The sequence below is a fragment of the Agrococcus jejuensis genome, from assembly GCF_900099705.1.
GTDB lineage: Bacteria > Actinomycetota > Actinomycetes > Actinomycetales > Microbacteriaceae > Agrococcus > Agrococcus jejuensis.
On the sequence record NZ_LT629695.1, the window covers coordinates 633826 to 647661 of the forward strand.

The window sequence follows — 13836 nt, forward strand, 5'->3', positions numbered from 1 at the left end:
TCGAGCCTCGTGACGACCGCGCACGGCACCCCCGACGTCCGCGTCGGGGGTGCCGTCGCGCTGCCGCGTCCGCCCGGCGTGCTGCGCCGGTTCACGGCCAGGCATCCTCGGCTCGTCGACTGGACGCTCGCGATCGGCACGCAGCTGCCGGTGCTCGTCATCGGCGTCATCCTCGCCGCGTTCGACGCGACGCAGCGCGTCGACGGCCTGCTCATGGCCGGCGTCGCGCTCGTCGCGGGCGCCGCGCTGCTGTGGCGTCGGCGCTGGCCGCTGCTGCCGACGCTCGTCTGCGCGGCGCTGCTCACCATCCCATCCGAGCTCGCCGCCGGCGGCTGGCTCGCGATCTACGTCGCCCTCTACTCGGTCGGCGCGTACGGCAAGCCGCTGCACGTGTGGATCGGCGTCGCCGCGGCCACGGCGGGCTCGCTCGTCGGCACCCTCGTCGTCCCCTCGCTCGAGCCGCTGTCGATCGGCCCGGTCGTCTCGATCAACCTCGTCGGGCTCGCCTCCTACGTCGTCGCCGTGCTGCTCGGCACGTCGGTGCGCGGCCGGCGCGCGTACGTCGCGGCGCTCATCGCCCGCGCCGACGACCTCGCCCGCGAGCGCGAGAAGCAGGCGCAGCTCGCCGTTGCCGCCGAGCGCTCCCGCATCGCGCGCGAGATGCACGACGTCGTGAGCCACGGCCTCACCGTCATGGTCACGCTCGCCGAGGGCTCCGCGGCGCAGGCGGCGCGCGACCCCGAGCGCGCCGCCGACACCATGCGCCGCGTCGCCGACACCGGCCGCGACTCCCTCGCCGAGATGCGCAGGCTGCTCGGCGTGCTGCGCGAGCCCGGCGACGCCGCCGACCGCGCGCCGCAGCCCGCCGCCGGCGACCTGCACGCGCTCGTCGCCTCGTTCCGCGACGTCGGGATGCCCGTGCGGCTCACGACGTCGGGCGCGGCGATCGCCGACCAGACCCTCGCGCTCACGGTGCACCGCATCGTGCAGGAGGCGCTGACGAACGCGATGCGGCACGCGTCGGATGCCGCGCGCGTCGAGGTCGACGTGCGGCACGGCTCGGGCGTCGTGCGCGTGGAGGTCGTCGACGACGGCACCGGGGCGCCCGCCGCCACGACGGGCGCGGGCCGCGGCCTCGTGGGCATGCGCGAGCGCGTCGCCCTCTTCGCCGGCGACGTCGTCGCCGGCCCGCGCGAGCCGACGGGTTGGCGCGTCGTCGCCACCCTCCACGAGACCCCCACCGCCGAGCAGGAGCCCGCATGACCATCCGCATCGCCCTCGTCGACGACCAGGAGCTCGTGCGCCTCGGCTTCCGCATGGTGCTCGAGGCCGAGCCCGACGTCGAGGTCGTCGGCGAGGCCGGCGACGGCGCCGCCGGAGCCGCGCTCGCGGCGCGCGGCGACGTCGACGTCGTGCTCATGGACGTGCGCATGCCCGGCGTCGACGGCATCGCCGCGACCGAGCGCATCACGGCCGCCGCGACGCATCCGAAGGTGCTCGTGCTCACGACGTTCGACCTCGACGAGTACGCCTACGCCGCCCTGCGCGCCGGGGCGAGCGGCTTCCTGCTGAAGGATGCGCGCCCCGCCGAGCTCGTCGCCGCCATCCGCGCCGTGCACGCGGGCGATGCCGCGCTCGCGCCCACGGTCACGCGGCGCATGCTGGACCACTTCGCGACGTCCGCGCCCGTCGAGACCGACGCATCCGCCCTCGAGGTGCTCACGCCGCGCGAGCGCGAGTTCCTCGTGGCGATCGCGGAGGGCCTCACGAACGACGAGCTCGCGCGCCGCTTCGTGCTGTCGGAGTCGACCGTGAAGACCCACGTCGGCCGCCTGCTGCGCAAGCTCGACGCCCGCGACCGCGTGCAGCTCGTGATCCTCGCCTACGACCTCGGTCTCGTGGGCCGCTGACGCCCTGGGGTCGCTTGCGTGTTGCAGGCGATTCCGCCTTTCGAGGGAAGATTCCCCTCAAGACCCGGAATCGCCTGCGAAACGCGACCAGGGGCGTCAGGGGCGCGGCGGCTCGGCGCCCGCGACCATGCGGGCGAGGTCGGCGCGCGAGACGCCGAGGCGCGCACCCTCGGCGCGCAGCTCGTCCACGAGCTCGTGCAGGCGCACGCCCACGGGGCGGGCGTCGGTGCGGATGCGCGCACCGGCCCCGCGGCGCAGCTCGACGAGGCCGAGGTCGCGCAGCGACTGGTAGCCGCGCAGCACCGTGTGCATGTTGACGTCGAGCGCGTCGGCGAGCTCGCGCGCGGGCGGCAGTCGCTCCCCCTGCCGCAGCTCGCCGGCCTCGAACGCCGCACGCACCTGCCGGGCGATCTGCTCGTGCAGCGGCTCCGCGCGCGCGGGGTCGACGACGAAGCGCATCAGCCGCGCGGGCGCTGCGCGCGCAGCGACTCGAGCACGGCCGCCGCGAGGTCGGGCCGGTCGGCGGTGACGACGACCATCGACCCGTCGGTGCGCGTGACGATGAGCGCCGCGCCCGAGCGGTGGATGATCGTCGTGAGCTCGCGGTCGGCCGTGCTGCCGACCTGGCCCCACTCCGTCTCGTCGATGAGCGCGGCGGTCGCCGAGGCGATGCGGTCGAGCGGCACGGTGACGAGCGGGATGCCGAGGATGCGCGAGCGGATGCGCAGCCCGCGACGGTCGGCGGTGATGCGGACGGTGAACGACATCGCTGAGAGCAGCGCGAGCGCCGCGAGCGGGAGCAGCCACACCCAGACGCCCGACTCGAAGCCCACCGCGACGAAGAAGATCGCCGCGAGGCCGCTCAGCACGAGCAGCAGCACGGTGTAGGTGGTGTGCGTGACCGTCTCGCTCCACGCGCTGCGCGTCGTCGGCGACGCGGCGGGCGGCGCCGGGCGCACGAGCGGCCACACGACGCCGAAGCGCAGACCACCGACCCACCACGCGAGCCAGAGCCCCGTGAACGTCGCCACGACGATCACGACGATCGCGGCGGACGACCATGCCACTGCGTCGCGATCCATCGTGGACACGGCGGCGCCGACCGCCCAGGCCGCGGCGCAGAGCGTCGAGGCCGCGTGGCGACTCCAGCGCGCGATCGGCGGGAACGCACGCACGGCGAGGAGCATCCACACGACGAGGGTGAGCGACCAGCTCGGCAGCACGCTGACGCTGACGTCGACGCCGACGCCGACGCGCAGCGGCGCGACGAGCACGACGACGAACGCCACGACCGCAGGCAGCATGGCGACGAGGATGAGGAAGACGCGGCGCCGCCAGGACGTCGCCCCGTGCACGTGCACGGTCGGCAGCGCCAGCGTCGGCGCAGCGGTCGGGTTCGGCACGGTCACGACGCGACTCCGCTCGCGCGCAGCGCCGCGAACGTCGCGACCGCCTCGTCGGGGCGGTCGACGTTCACGACGACCTGCGTGCCGTCGCGTCGGGTCACGAGCACCGCACCGCCCTCGGCGCGCAGCACCGACGTGACGCCGCCGTCGACGACGCATCCCGTGCCGCCCCACTTCCTCGGGCGCACGGTGCCGGCCTCGACGTCGTCGATGTCGGCGAGCGGCACGCGCACGAGCGCACCGGGCAGCAGCAGCGTGCGCACCGCGAGGCCCGTGCGGTCGAGCGTGACGCGCAGCATCCACGGCACCGCGCCGGTGAACCACACGGCGGCGGCGAGCAGGTACCACCAGCCCATGGGCCCGGTCGTCACGGCCGTGAAGGCTCCGATCGCGGCGAAGCCGACGCAGCCCAGGGCGATGAGCACGGCCCTCGTGGGATCGGCGGAGGTCTCCGAGAACGCGACGGCACCCGCGACGTCGAGGTCGCGCTCGACGCGGTCGCGCGGGGCGACGGTGCGGCGCACGGGTCGACGCAGCGCGAGCACGACGGCACCGGCGAGCGCTGCGAGCACGAGCGCCGGCAGCGGCAGCTGCAGCCCGAGCACGAGCATCGCCCACGCGAGCGCCGCGGCGACGGCCTCGAGCCGGGCGGCGATGCGCGCGAGCGGCAGGATGGCGCGGGCGAGCAGCGTGAGCCAGATCGCGCACATCGCGGCACCCGTCCATCCCGAGAGCGACCCGGGCTCGCGGCCGGGGTCGACGACGCCCGCGAGGTCGGCGACGAGCAGCACGAGCGCAGGTGCCCCGATGAGCAGGGCGACGAGGATGCGCCGCCACCACGGTGCGAGCGCCGACGGCACGAGCTCGAGCGGTCGGTCATCCGCTGCGGACTCCGGGCGGGACACATGCACCTCCAGCACTTGTTCTAGTCGACGCTAGAACAACTGCAGCGCATCCGCCACCCCCGCATCCGCCCCGGATGCGTTTCGCAGGCGATTCCGCCTCTCGAGGGAGCATTCCCCTCAAGACCCGGAATCGCCTGCAAAACGCAATCCCCAGGTGTCAGCGGCGGCGCTTCTTCAGTCGCCTCGTCATCGTGATCGTGCCGAGCCAGCGGTCGAACTTGAAGCCGACCTTGCCCATCCGGCCCGTCTCGCGGAAGCCGAGGCGCTCGTGCAGCGCGACCGACGCCTCCGCCTTCTCGTCGGCGATGACGGCGATCATCTCCTTGCAGCCGGCGTCGGTCGCGGCGTCGACGAGCGCGACGAGCAGCGCCTTGCCGAGGCCTCGGCCGGTGGATGCGGGCGCGAGGAAGATCGAGTGCTCCACGATCGTGCGGTACGCGCTGCGCGGCTTCCACGGCTCGGCGAGCGCGTAGCCGAGCACCGTCTTCGTGCCCGACTCGGCGACGAGGAACGGCAGCCGCAGCCGCTCGAGCCCGTCGAACGTGCGCCGCCACTCCAGCAGCGTCTTGGGCCGATCCTCGAGCGTCACCGACGAGTTGAGCACGTAGTGCGCGTGGATCGCGCGCACGGCGGCGATGTCGCGCACGGTCGCGGGGCGGATGACGAAGGAGAACTCGGGCTCGGCCCGCACGGGCCGCAGGTGGCGCGGCAGCGAGCGACGCTTGTCGTACTCCTCGGGCAGCATGCCTACTCCAGTCGCCAGTCGATCGGTGGGGCGCCCTGCTGCTGCAGCAGCTCGTTCACGCGCGAGAAGGGGCGCGAGCCGAAGAAGCCGCGGGATGCGGACAGCGGCGACGGATGCGGGCTCGCGACGATGGGCGTGCCGGCGAGCAGCGGCGTGAGCTGCTGCGCCTTCGCACCCCACAGCACGGCGACGAGCGGCTCGGGTCGACGCGCGAGGGCTGTGATCGCGGCCTCGGTCACGTCCTCCCAGCCCCAGCCCTTGTGGGCGTCGCTCGTGCCAGCAGCGGTCGTGAGCACGCGGTTGAGCAGCAGCACGCCCTGGTCGGCCCAGCGGCTGAGGTCGCCGTGGGATGCGGGTGCGATGCCGAGGTCGGCCTCGAGCTCCTTGTACATGTTCTGCAGCGATCGCGGCACGGGCCGCACGGCGGGGTCGACCGAGAACGACAGGCCGACGGCGTGGCCGGGCGTCGGGTACGGGTCCTGGCCGACGATGAGCACGCGCACGTCGGCGATGGGCCGCTCGAACGCGCGCAGCACGCGCGCGCCCTCGGGCACGTAGCGGCGCCCCTCGGCGATCTCGCCACGCAGCCGCTCCCCCAGCTGGCGGATCGTCGGCTCCACCGGCGCGAGCGCTTCGGCCCATCCGGGGTCGACGAGCTGCGCCAGCGCCGCGGTCATCGGCCGCCCAGCACCGCGACCTGCACGTGGGGGCCGTCCTTCGTGCACACGAACACGTTGCCCTGGCCCGCGGCGGCGAGGCCCTGCTCGCCGACGACGAGCGACGTGCGCTCGTCGATGGCGACGGTGCGCTCGACGAGGTCGGCGTCGACGATCGCGATGGCGCGCGGCAGGGTGCCGTACTGGGTGGCGTGCACGTCGACGACGACGTCGACGAGGCCGACGCCCTCGGCGAGCGTCACGTCGTCGAGCCCCTCGGAGGCCTCCTCGCGCGTCACCTCGACGCCGCCGATGCGCCAGCCGCCGAGCAGGGCGACGTCGCCGGCGATCATCGCGCCTGCCGAGAACCCGGCGTAGGGCGTGCCGTCGGCGACGAGCTCGCGGATGGCCTGCGCCGCCGGCATGACGGCCGCGTGGTAGCCGGGCGTGAGCCCGCCGCCCACGAAGATGCCGTCGGCGCCGGCGAGGTCGGAGGCGTCGAGCTGCCGGTCGGCGGCGAGCTGCACGAACCGCACCTCGCAGTCGTGCTTGCCGAGGTCGTCGCGGTAGTCGGCGTGCCACGCCTCGCCCTCTGCGACGGTCGGCGCCCACAGCACGACGGCGATGGTCGGGCGGCCGTCGGCGCGCTCGCGCGCCTCGTCGACGAAGCGGCCGGTCCAGGCCGACTCGTCCTCCGCCCATCCGCCGCCGATGAGGTGCACGCTCACAGGCTCGCTCCGACCTCGGCGAACGCCTCGTCGTAGATCGCGAGCGCCTGCTGCGCCTCGTCGTCGGTGACGACGCACGGAGGCACGACGTGGATGCGGTTGTCGGCCGCGAACGGCAGCAGACCGCGCTGCAGCAGCGCACCCTTGAGCGCGCCGATCACGGGGGCGCCGACCGGCTCCCGCGTGCCGGGATCGGTCACGAGGTCGAGCGCCCAGAAGACGCCGACGCCGCGCACCTCGCCGATCAGCGGGTGCTTGGCGGCGAGCTCGGCGAGCCCGGGGCCGAGCACGTCGGCGCCGATGCGGCGCGCGTTGTCGACGATGCCCTCCGACGCCATGGCGTCGAGCGTCGCGACGACCGAGGCGGCCGCGAGCGGGTGACCCGAGTAGGTGAGGCCGCCGGGGAACACGCGGCCCGAGAACGTCTCGTGGATCTCGGGGCTCACGATGACGCCGCCGATGGGCACGTAGCCCGAGTTCACGCCCTTCGCGAAGGTGATGAGGTCGGCGCGCACGTCGTGGTCGTCGTGCGCGAACCAGGCGCCGGTGCGGCCGAAGCCGGCCATGACCTCGTCGAGGATGAGCATGCAGCCGAAGCGGTCGGCGAGCTCGCGCAGGCCCGCGAGGTAGCCGGGCGGCGGCACGATGACGCCTGCGGTGCCGGGGATCGACTCGACGAGGATCGCGGCGACCGACTCCGGCCCCTCGGCCTCGATGACGCGCCGCATGTGCTGCAGGGCGCGCTCGCACTCCTGCTCCACCGACTGCGACCAGAACTCGCTGCGGTACGGGAAGGGTCCGAACGCGTGCACGTGGCCGCGCGCGTACTCGTTGGGCACGCGGCGCCAGTCGCCCGTCGCGACCACGGCCGCGCCGGTGTTGCCGTGGTAGGAGCGGTAGTGCGAGACGACCTTGTCGCGGCCCGTGTGCAGGCGTGCCATGCGGATGGCGTTCTCGTTGGCATCGGCGCCACCGTTCGTGAAGAACACGCTCTGGAAGCCGGGCGCGTGCGCCAGGATGGCCGCGGCGGCCTCGCCGCGCACGAGGTTCGTCGTGGCGGGCGCGACGGTCGTGAGGATGTCGGCCTGGGCCTTGATGCCGGCGACGACCTTCGGATGCTGATGCCCGATGTTCGTGTTCACGAGCTGGCTCGAGAAGTCGAGGTACTCGCGCCCGTCGTGGTCCCAGACCGTCGTGCCGAGGCCTCCCGCGATCGCGAAGGGATTCGTCTGCCCCTGCACCGACCACGAGTGGAAGACGTGGGCGTCGAGCGCGCGGGCGCGGTCGCCTGCGGCGGGGTCGGATGCGTGCTCGACGTGGTCGTTCAGCACGGTCTCGCTCATGGGAGGCTCCTTCGGCAGTGCAGGAGAGGCGGAGCGAAGTGCTCCGCCTCTCCCACGCTAGGGCACCGCAGGGCGCGGTGCGGGTGCGATGCGGCCTACTGGCCGCCCTCCGTCAGCTCGACCTCGATCGGCGCGTAGTCGGTGCCGTGCACGTCGACGCCCGCCTCCTCGAGGTTCGCGAGCGCCTGCTCGACGTACGTCATGTCGTAGGCGGTGTCCGGCGGATCCTGCGTGATGACCGTCGAGCCGTCCTGGTTGGGCGTCGACAGCGAGATCTCGACCGTCTGGTCCCACGCATCCTGGTCGATCATGCCGATGCCGTCGGGCGACGGCCAGATGAGCGCGTTGACCTCGTTCACCATCCACAGCTGGTGGCTCGCGCCGAGCTGGCTGCCGGCGTCGACGACGATCTGCGCCGCCTCCTCGGGGTTGTCGCGCGCGAACGCCCAGCCCTGCAGCGACGCCTCGAGGAACGCGACGGTCGTCTCCTGGAACGACTCGTCCTGCAGCGCCTCCGTGTTGGCCCAGATCGCGTCCTGCAGCATGGCGACGCCGACCTCGTTCCAGTCGATGACCGTGAAGTCGTCGGCCGTGTACAGCTCGCCCGTCTCGGGGTCCACCGTCTCGAGCAGCTGCGCGTACTCGTTGTACGACATGGCCTGCGCCGCGTCGATGTCGCCGGCGAGCAGGCCCGACATGTCGAACGCCTGCTGCACGAGCGTCACGTCGCTCATGGGGTCGAGGCCCGCCTCGCCCATGCCTGCGAAGAGCTCGAACTCGTTGCCGAAGCCCCACGAGCCCACGTTCTCGCCCGCGAGGTCCGCGGGTCCCTCGATGCCGGAGTCGGCGAACGACACCTGGAGCGTGCCGGAGCGCTGGAAGATCTGGCCCACGTTCGTGATGCCCGCGCCTGCCTCGATCGAGGCGAGCGCCTTCGGCACCCACGCGATCGCGAAGTCGGCCTGGCCGTCGGCGAGCACCGTCTGCGGCACGATGTCGGCGCCGCCCTCGACGATCGTCACGTCGAGGCCGGCGTCCTCGTAGAACCCCTGCTCGACGGCGGCGTAGTAGCCGGCGAACTGGCCCTGCGCGAACCACTGCAGCTGCAGGGTCACGGGCGTGAGCCCGTCCGCGCCCTCCTCGGGAGCGTCGCCGCCCCCTGCCGAGCAGGCGCCGAGCGCGAGGGCCGCCGCGGATGCGGCGGCCAGGACGCCGAGCGCCCTCCTGTGTGTGCGGTGCATCGTGAATCCCCTCTCTCAGGTGCTGGACGCTCGAGCTCGGGAGCGCTCGAGCGCCAAGGTGGCGACGTAGAAGATCAGGCCGAGCACGACGGCGGCGAGCACGTAGCTCCACGCGCGGGCGTACCCGGATTGGGCGGCGGCGGATGCGATGCGCGAGCCGAGGCCGTTCTGCAGGCCGCCGAAGTACTCGGCGACGACGGCCGAGATGACGGCGAGCGACGAGGCGACGTTGAGGCCCGTGAACACGTACGGCAGCGCGCCGGGCAGCGTGAGGTGCCACGTGACCTGCCACCCGGAGGCCCCGTTGGCGCGCATGAGGTCGCGGTGCACGGGGTCGGCGCTGCGCAGGCCGCGCAGCGCGTTCACGAACACGGGCACGAACGCGGCGATGCCGACGACGACCTGCCTGGGCGTCTCGCTCGCAGCGCCGAACATCGTGCCGAGCACGGGCGCGAGCGCCACGATGGGCACGACGGCGATCGCGGCGACGAGCGGCTCGACGATCGACTGCAGCCAGCGGATGCGCGACGCGAGCGCCGCCAAGACGATCGCGAGGATCGCGCCGCCGACGAGGCCGACGAGCGCGTTCGTGCCGGTCGCGAGCGCCGCGGCGACGAGGCCGGGCAGGATGATCGCCACCTGCGCGCCGATCGCCGACGGGGCGGGCAGCAGGTACGGCGGGATGTCGAGCAGCGCGACGGCCGCCTCCCACACGACGAGCAGCAGGACTCCCAACGCGATCGGCGCCAGCACCCGTGCTGCCGTGCTCATCGCGTCTCCACCCCGCGGGCGGACGATCCATCCGGAGCCGAGTCGCCGTGGAGCGCCTCGCGCACGGCCGTGACGGAGGCGAAGAACGCGTCGGCCTCGCGGATGTCGGTCTCGGCATCCATCCCGTGCCGCTGCACGTCGACGATCTGCGTGATGCGGCCCGGCCTGGGCGACATCACGACGACGCGGTCGGAGAGGTAGACGGCCTCGGGGATCGAGTGCGTCACGAACACGACGGCGGCGCCGGTCTCGGCGACGATGCGGCGCAGCTCGCCCTGCAGGCGCTCGCGCGTCATCTCGTCGAGGGCGCCGAACGGCTCGTCCATGAGCAGCAGGCGCGGATGCTCGGCGAGCGAGCGCGCGATGGCGACGCGCTGCTGCATGCCGCCGGAGAGCTGGTCGGGATGCTGGTCGGCGAAGTCGGCGAGCCCCACGAGGTCGAGCAGCTCGGTCGAGCGGGCACGGCGGGCAGCGGCGGCGACGCCGTGCAGCTGCAGCGGCAGCTCGACGTTCTGCCGCACGGTGCGCCACGGCAGCAGGCCCGCCTGCTGGAAGGCGATGCCGTACGCGTGGTCGAGCCGAGCGGCCCTCGCCGTCTGCCCGAAGACCGACACGTCGCCGGCCGTGGGCTCGTCGAGGTCGGCGATGAGCCGCAGCAGCGTCGACTTGCCGCAGCCCGACGGGCCGATGAGCGACACGAACTCGCCGTCGGCGACCTCGAGGTCGACGGCGTCGAGCGCGCGCAGCTCGCCCTTCCTCGTCGCGAACACCTTGGTGGCGCCGCGCACCTCGACCGCGGTCATGCTGCCTCCAGCCGTCGGTAGCGCGAGAGCGCGAGCCCCGCGAGGGCGACGAGGCCCGCGACCGCGAGCCCCATGATCACGGCGCCGAAGATCGGCGACCAGCCGCGCGCCGGATCCGACGAGCCCGCCTGCGCGTACTCGACGATGAGGCGGCCGATGCCGCCGCGCGAGCCGGTCGACACCTCGGCGACGACGGCGCCGACGATCGCGGCGGCTGCCCCGAGCCGAAGCGCGTTGAGCGCGTACGGCACCGCAGCCGGCAGCCGCAGGAAGCGGATGGTCGACCACCACGAGGCGCCCTGCGACCGCAGCAGGTCGACCTGCGCCGCCGTCGGCGACTGCAGGCCGCGCAGCGCGCCCACGGCCACGGGGAAGAACGCGAGGTACGACGCGATCACGGCGACGCTCATCCACCGCTCCCACCCGTCGATGCGGCCGCCCCACGACACGACGATGGGCGCGAGCGCGATGAGCGGCACGGTCTGGCTGAGGATGAGCCACGGCAGCATCGCCGCCTGCGCGATCGGCAGCGCCTGCATGAGCAGCGCGAGGCCGAAGCCGACGAGCGCGCCCACGAGCAGGCCGACGAGCGCTGTCGCGGCCGTCGTGAGGCACGCCGCGAGCACCGCCTGCACGACCAGCTCGTCGGAGCCGTTGCGCACGGGCGCGAACGCCCGGCCGAGCATGTCCCACACGTGCGGCATCGCGAGGTCGGTCGTGCGCGGCAGCACCGACACGTCGCCCACGCGCCACCCCTCGGCGGGACCGAGCGCCTTGTACGCCTCCCACAGCACCGCGAGCGCCAGCGCGCCGACGAGCCCCAGCAGCAGGGAGCGGGCGAACCGGCGCGCGCGGATCACGACTTGGCCGTCACGTGCTCGGTGAGGGCGGGGATGATGCGCTCGCCGTAGAGGCGCAGCGTCTCCTCCTTGTCGTCGTGCATGACGTACGCCGCGAACTGGTCGACGCCGATGTCCGACAGCGCCTTGAGCTTCGCGATGTGGTCGTCGACGGTGCCGAGGATGCAGAAGCGGTCGACGATCTCGTCGGGCACGAAGTCGACGTGGTCGTTCTCGGCGCGGCCGTGGCTGTTGTAGTCGTAGCCCGTGCGGCCCGCGATGTAGTCGGTGAGCGCCTGCGGCACGGCGCCGGAGTCGCCGTAGCGGGCCACGATGTCGGCCACGTGATTGCCGACCATGCCGCCGAACCATCGCGACTGGTCGCGCTGGTCCACCAGGTCGTCGCCGACGAACGCCGGGGCCGCGACGCAGATCGTGATGTCGTCGGGGTTCCGGCCCACGTTCACGGCGGCATCTCGCACGGCCTGGATCATCCACCTCGCGATGTCGACGTCGGCGAGCTGCAGGATGAACCCGTCGGCCACCTCGCCCGTGAGCTGCAGCGCCTTCGGCCCGTACGCCGCGACCCACACCTCGAGCTCCGAGCCCTTCGACCACGGGAACTGCAGGCGCGAGCCGTTGTACTCGACGGCGCGCGACGAGCCGAGCTCGCGGATGACGTGCACGGCATCGCGCAACGTGGCGAGGGTCGTCGGGGCGCCGTTCGTGACGCGCACCGCCGAGTCGCCACGGCCGATGCCGACGACCGTGCGGTTGCCGTACATCTCGTTGAGGGTCGCGAACACGCTCGCCGTCACGGTCCAGTCGCGCGTCGCGGGATTCGTGACGAACGGTCCGACCGTGACCTTGCGGGTCGCGCCGAGGATGGCGGAGTGGATGACGTACGGCTCCTGCCACAGCAGGTGGCTGTCGAACGTCCACACGTGGCTGAACCCGTGCGCCTCGGCGAGCTGCGACAGCTGCACGACGCGCGCCGAGGGCGGGTTGGTCTGGAAGACGGCTCCGAAGTCCATGGCTCCCCCTCCCCTACGCCAGGTACTGCGACAGGCCGCGCTTCACGAAGCGCCCGTCGCCCTTGGATCCGAGGTACTCGCCACCGTCGACGATGACCTTGCCGCGCGCCATGACGGTGTCGACGTGGCCGTCGATCTCGAACCCCTCCCACGCGGAGTGATCCATGTTCATGTGGTGCGTCTCGTCGACGCCGATCGACGTGTGCCCGTTCGGGTCGTAGAGCACGATGTCGGCGTCGGCGCCGGGCTGGATGACGCCCTTCCTCCCGTACATGCCGAACATGCGCGCCGGCGTCGTCGACGTGAGCTCCACCCAGCGCTCGAGGGTGATGCGGCCCGTCACGACGCCCTGGTACATGAGATCCATGCGGTGCTCGATCGAGCCGATGCCGTTCGGGATGGCGCGGAAGTCGGTGAGGCCGAGCTCCTTCTGGTCCTTCATGCAGAACGGGCAGTGGTCGGTCGACACCATCTGGATGTCGTTCGTGCGCAGCGCCTGCCACATGTGGTCCTGGTGGCCCTCCTCGCGGCTGCGCAGCGGCGTCGAGCACACCCACTTCGCGCCCTCGAAGTCGCCCCACTCGCTGCCGCGCGCGCCCAGCTGCTCCTCGAGCGAGAGGTACAGGTACTGCGGGCACGTCTCGCCGAAGACCTGCTGGCCCTGGTCGCGCGCCCACGCGAGCTGCTGCACCGCCTGCTTCGCGCTCACGTGCACGACGTAGAGCGGTGCGCGCGTGTAGTTCGCGAGCATGATCGCCCGGTGCGTCGCCTCCTCCTCCATCTGCCACGCGCGGGCGATGCCGTGGAAGTACGGCGCCGTCTTGCCCTGCGCGACCAGCTGCTCGGCGATGACGTCGATCGCTGGGCCGTTCTCGGCGTGCATCATCGTCATGAGCCCGGTCTCGGCCGACACCTGCATGGCCTTGAGGATCTGCGCGTCGTCGGAGTAGAAGACGCCCGGGTAGGCCATGAAGAGCTTGAAGCTCGAGATGCCCTCGTCGACCAGCCCGCGCATCGCCTGCAGCGAGTCGTCGTCGACGCCGCCGACGATCTGGTGGAAGCCGTAGTCGACGGCGCACTCGCCCGCCGCGAGCTCGTGCCACGCGGCGAGGCCGTCCTGCAGGCGCTCGCCCGTCTTCTGCACCGCGAAGTCGACGATGGTCGTCGTGCCGCCCCACGCCGCGGCGCGCGTGCCGGTCTCGAACGTGTCCGACGCGAACGTGCCGCCGAACGGCAGCTGCATGTGCGTGTGCGCGTCGATGCCGCCCGGGATGACGTACCTGCCGGTCGCGTCGATCACGCGATCGACGGATGCGGCCAGGTCGTGCCCGAGCAGCGTGGAGCCGGGCGCGAGCACGGCCCGGATGGTCTCGCCGTCGACGAGCACGTCGGCGGGCGCACGGCCCGTCGACGAGACGACGGTGCCGCCGGTGATGAGCGTCGTTGCCATCGTGT

General features: G+C 73.0%; 15 protein-coding genes. 2 read left to right on the forward strand and 13 right to left on the reverse strand.

The features are described 5' to 3' along the window. Positions 1-9: 9 nt before the first annotated feature. Both BLQ67_RS02955 and BLQ67_RS02960 read left to right on the forward strand, forming a co-directional pair. The gene (locus BLQ67_RS02955) at positions 10-1263 is read left to right on the forward strand and encodes a sensor histidine kinase (RefSeq protein ID WP_092502304.1); all 1254 of its coding nucleotides are present in this window, start codon (positions 10-12) and stop codon (positions 1261-1263) included. Beyond that, positions 1260-1910: a response regulator gene (locus tag BLQ67_RS02960; RefSeq protein ID WP_092502306.1), complete on the forward strand. Its 651-nt coding sequence runs from the start codon at positions 1260-1262 to the stop codon at positions 1908-1910. Before BLQ67_RS02955 ends, BLQ67_RS02960 begins: the two co-directional genes overlap by 4 nt. 96 nt (positions 1911-2006) lie before the next feature. Here the strand turns inward: BLQ67_RS02960 and BLQ67_RS02965 are convergent, their stop codons facing one another. From BLQ67_RS02965 to hydA, 13 genes are all read right to left on the reverse strand, one after another. Further along, entirely contained in the window at positions 2007-2369 is a 363-nt protein-coding gene (locus BLQ67_RS02965; RefSeq protein WP_092502308.1) for a GntR family transcriptional regulator, read from the reverse strand. After that, a complete protein-coding gene (locus BLQ67_RS02970) occupies positions 2369-3319 on the reverse strand; it encodes a hypothetical protein (protein ID WP_092502310.1) in 951 nt (316 codons plus the stop codon). The genes BLQ67_RS02965 and BLQ67_RS02970 overlap by 1 nt, the downstream gene beginning before the upstream one ends. After that, the gene (locus BLQ67_RS02975; protein WP_157674636.1) at positions 3316-4227 is read right to left on the reverse strand and encodes a hypothetical protein; all 912 of its coding nucleotides are present in this window, start codon (positions 4225-4227) and stop codon (positions 3316-3318) included. Before BLQ67_RS02975 ends, BLQ67_RS02970 begins: the two co-directional genes overlap by 4 nt. Positions 4228-4378: 151 nt before the next feature. After that, complete coding sequence (locus BLQ67_RS02980) at positions 4379-4966, reverse strand: GNAT family N-acetyltransferase (RefSeq protein ID WP_092502314.1); 588 nt, start codon at positions 4964-4966, stop codon at positions 4379-4381. Between the two features lie 2 nt (positions 4967-4968). Then, entirely contained in the window at positions 4969-5643 is a 675-nt protein-coding gene (locus BLQ67_RS02985; protein ID WP_092502316.1) for a uracil-DNA glycosylase, read from the reverse strand. Further along, a complete protein-coding gene (locus BLQ67_RS02990) occupies positions 5640-6344 on the reverse strand; it encodes a Type 1 glutamine amidotransferase-like domain-containing protein (protein ID WP_157674637.1) in 705 nt (234 codons plus the stop codon). Before BLQ67_RS02990 ends, BLQ67_RS02985 begins: the two co-directional genes overlap by 4 nt. A gap of 2 nt (positions 6345-6346) precedes the next feature. Beyond that, positions 6347-7693, reverse strand: a complete 1347-nt coding sequence (locus BLQ67_RS02995; RefSeq protein ID WP_092502320.1) for an aspartate aminotransferase family protein — start codon at positions 7691-7693, stop codon at positions 6347-6349. 95 nt (positions 7694-7788) lie between these two features. Beyond that, positions 7789-8934: an ABC transporter substrate-binding protein gene (locus tag BLQ67_RS03000; RefSeq protein WP_092502322.1), complete on the reverse strand. Its 1146-nt coding sequence runs from the start codon at positions 8932-8934 to the stop codon at positions 7789-7791. 15 nt (positions 8935-8949) lie between these two features. Further along, positions 8950-9705 carry an ABC transporter permease gene (locus tag BLQ67_RS03005; RefSeq protein ID WP_092502324.1) on the reverse strand — a complete coding sequence of 252 codons (756 nt, stop codon included), beginning with the start codon at positions 9703-9705 and terminating at the stop codon, positions 8950-8952. Beyond that, positions 9702-10508, reverse strand: coding sequence for an ABC transporter ATP-binding protein (locus BLQ67_RS03010; protein ID WP_092502326.1), 807 nt, complete (start codon positions 10506-10508; stop codon positions 9702-9704). The genes BLQ67_RS03005 and BLQ67_RS03010 overlap by 4 nt, the downstream gene beginning before the upstream one ends. Further along, positions 10505-11368 carry an ABC transporter permease gene (locus BLQ67_RS03015; RefSeq protein WP_231945141.1) on the reverse strand — a complete coding sequence of 288 codons (864 nt, stop codon included), beginning with the start codon at positions 11366-11368 and terminating at the stop codon, positions 10505-10507. Before BLQ67_RS03015 ends, BLQ67_RS03010 begins: the two co-directional genes overlap by 4 nt. Then, a complete protein-coding gene (locus tag BLQ67_RS03020; RefSeq protein ID WP_092502328.1) occupies positions 11365-12381 on the reverse strand; it encodes a TIGR03842 family LLM class F420-dependent oxidoreductase in 1017 nt (338 codons plus the stop codon). Before BLQ67_RS03020 ends, BLQ67_RS03015 begins: the two co-directional genes overlap by 4 nt. Before the next feature lie 13 nt (positions 12382-12394). Beyond that, the gene (hydA, locus tag BLQ67_RS03025) at positions 12395-13831 is read right to left on the reverse strand and encodes a dihydropyrimidinase (RefSeq protein WP_092502330.1); all 1437 of its coding nucleotides are present in this window, start codon (positions 13829-13831) and stop codon (positions 12395-12397) included. Positions 13832-13836 lie beyond the last annotated feature (5 nt).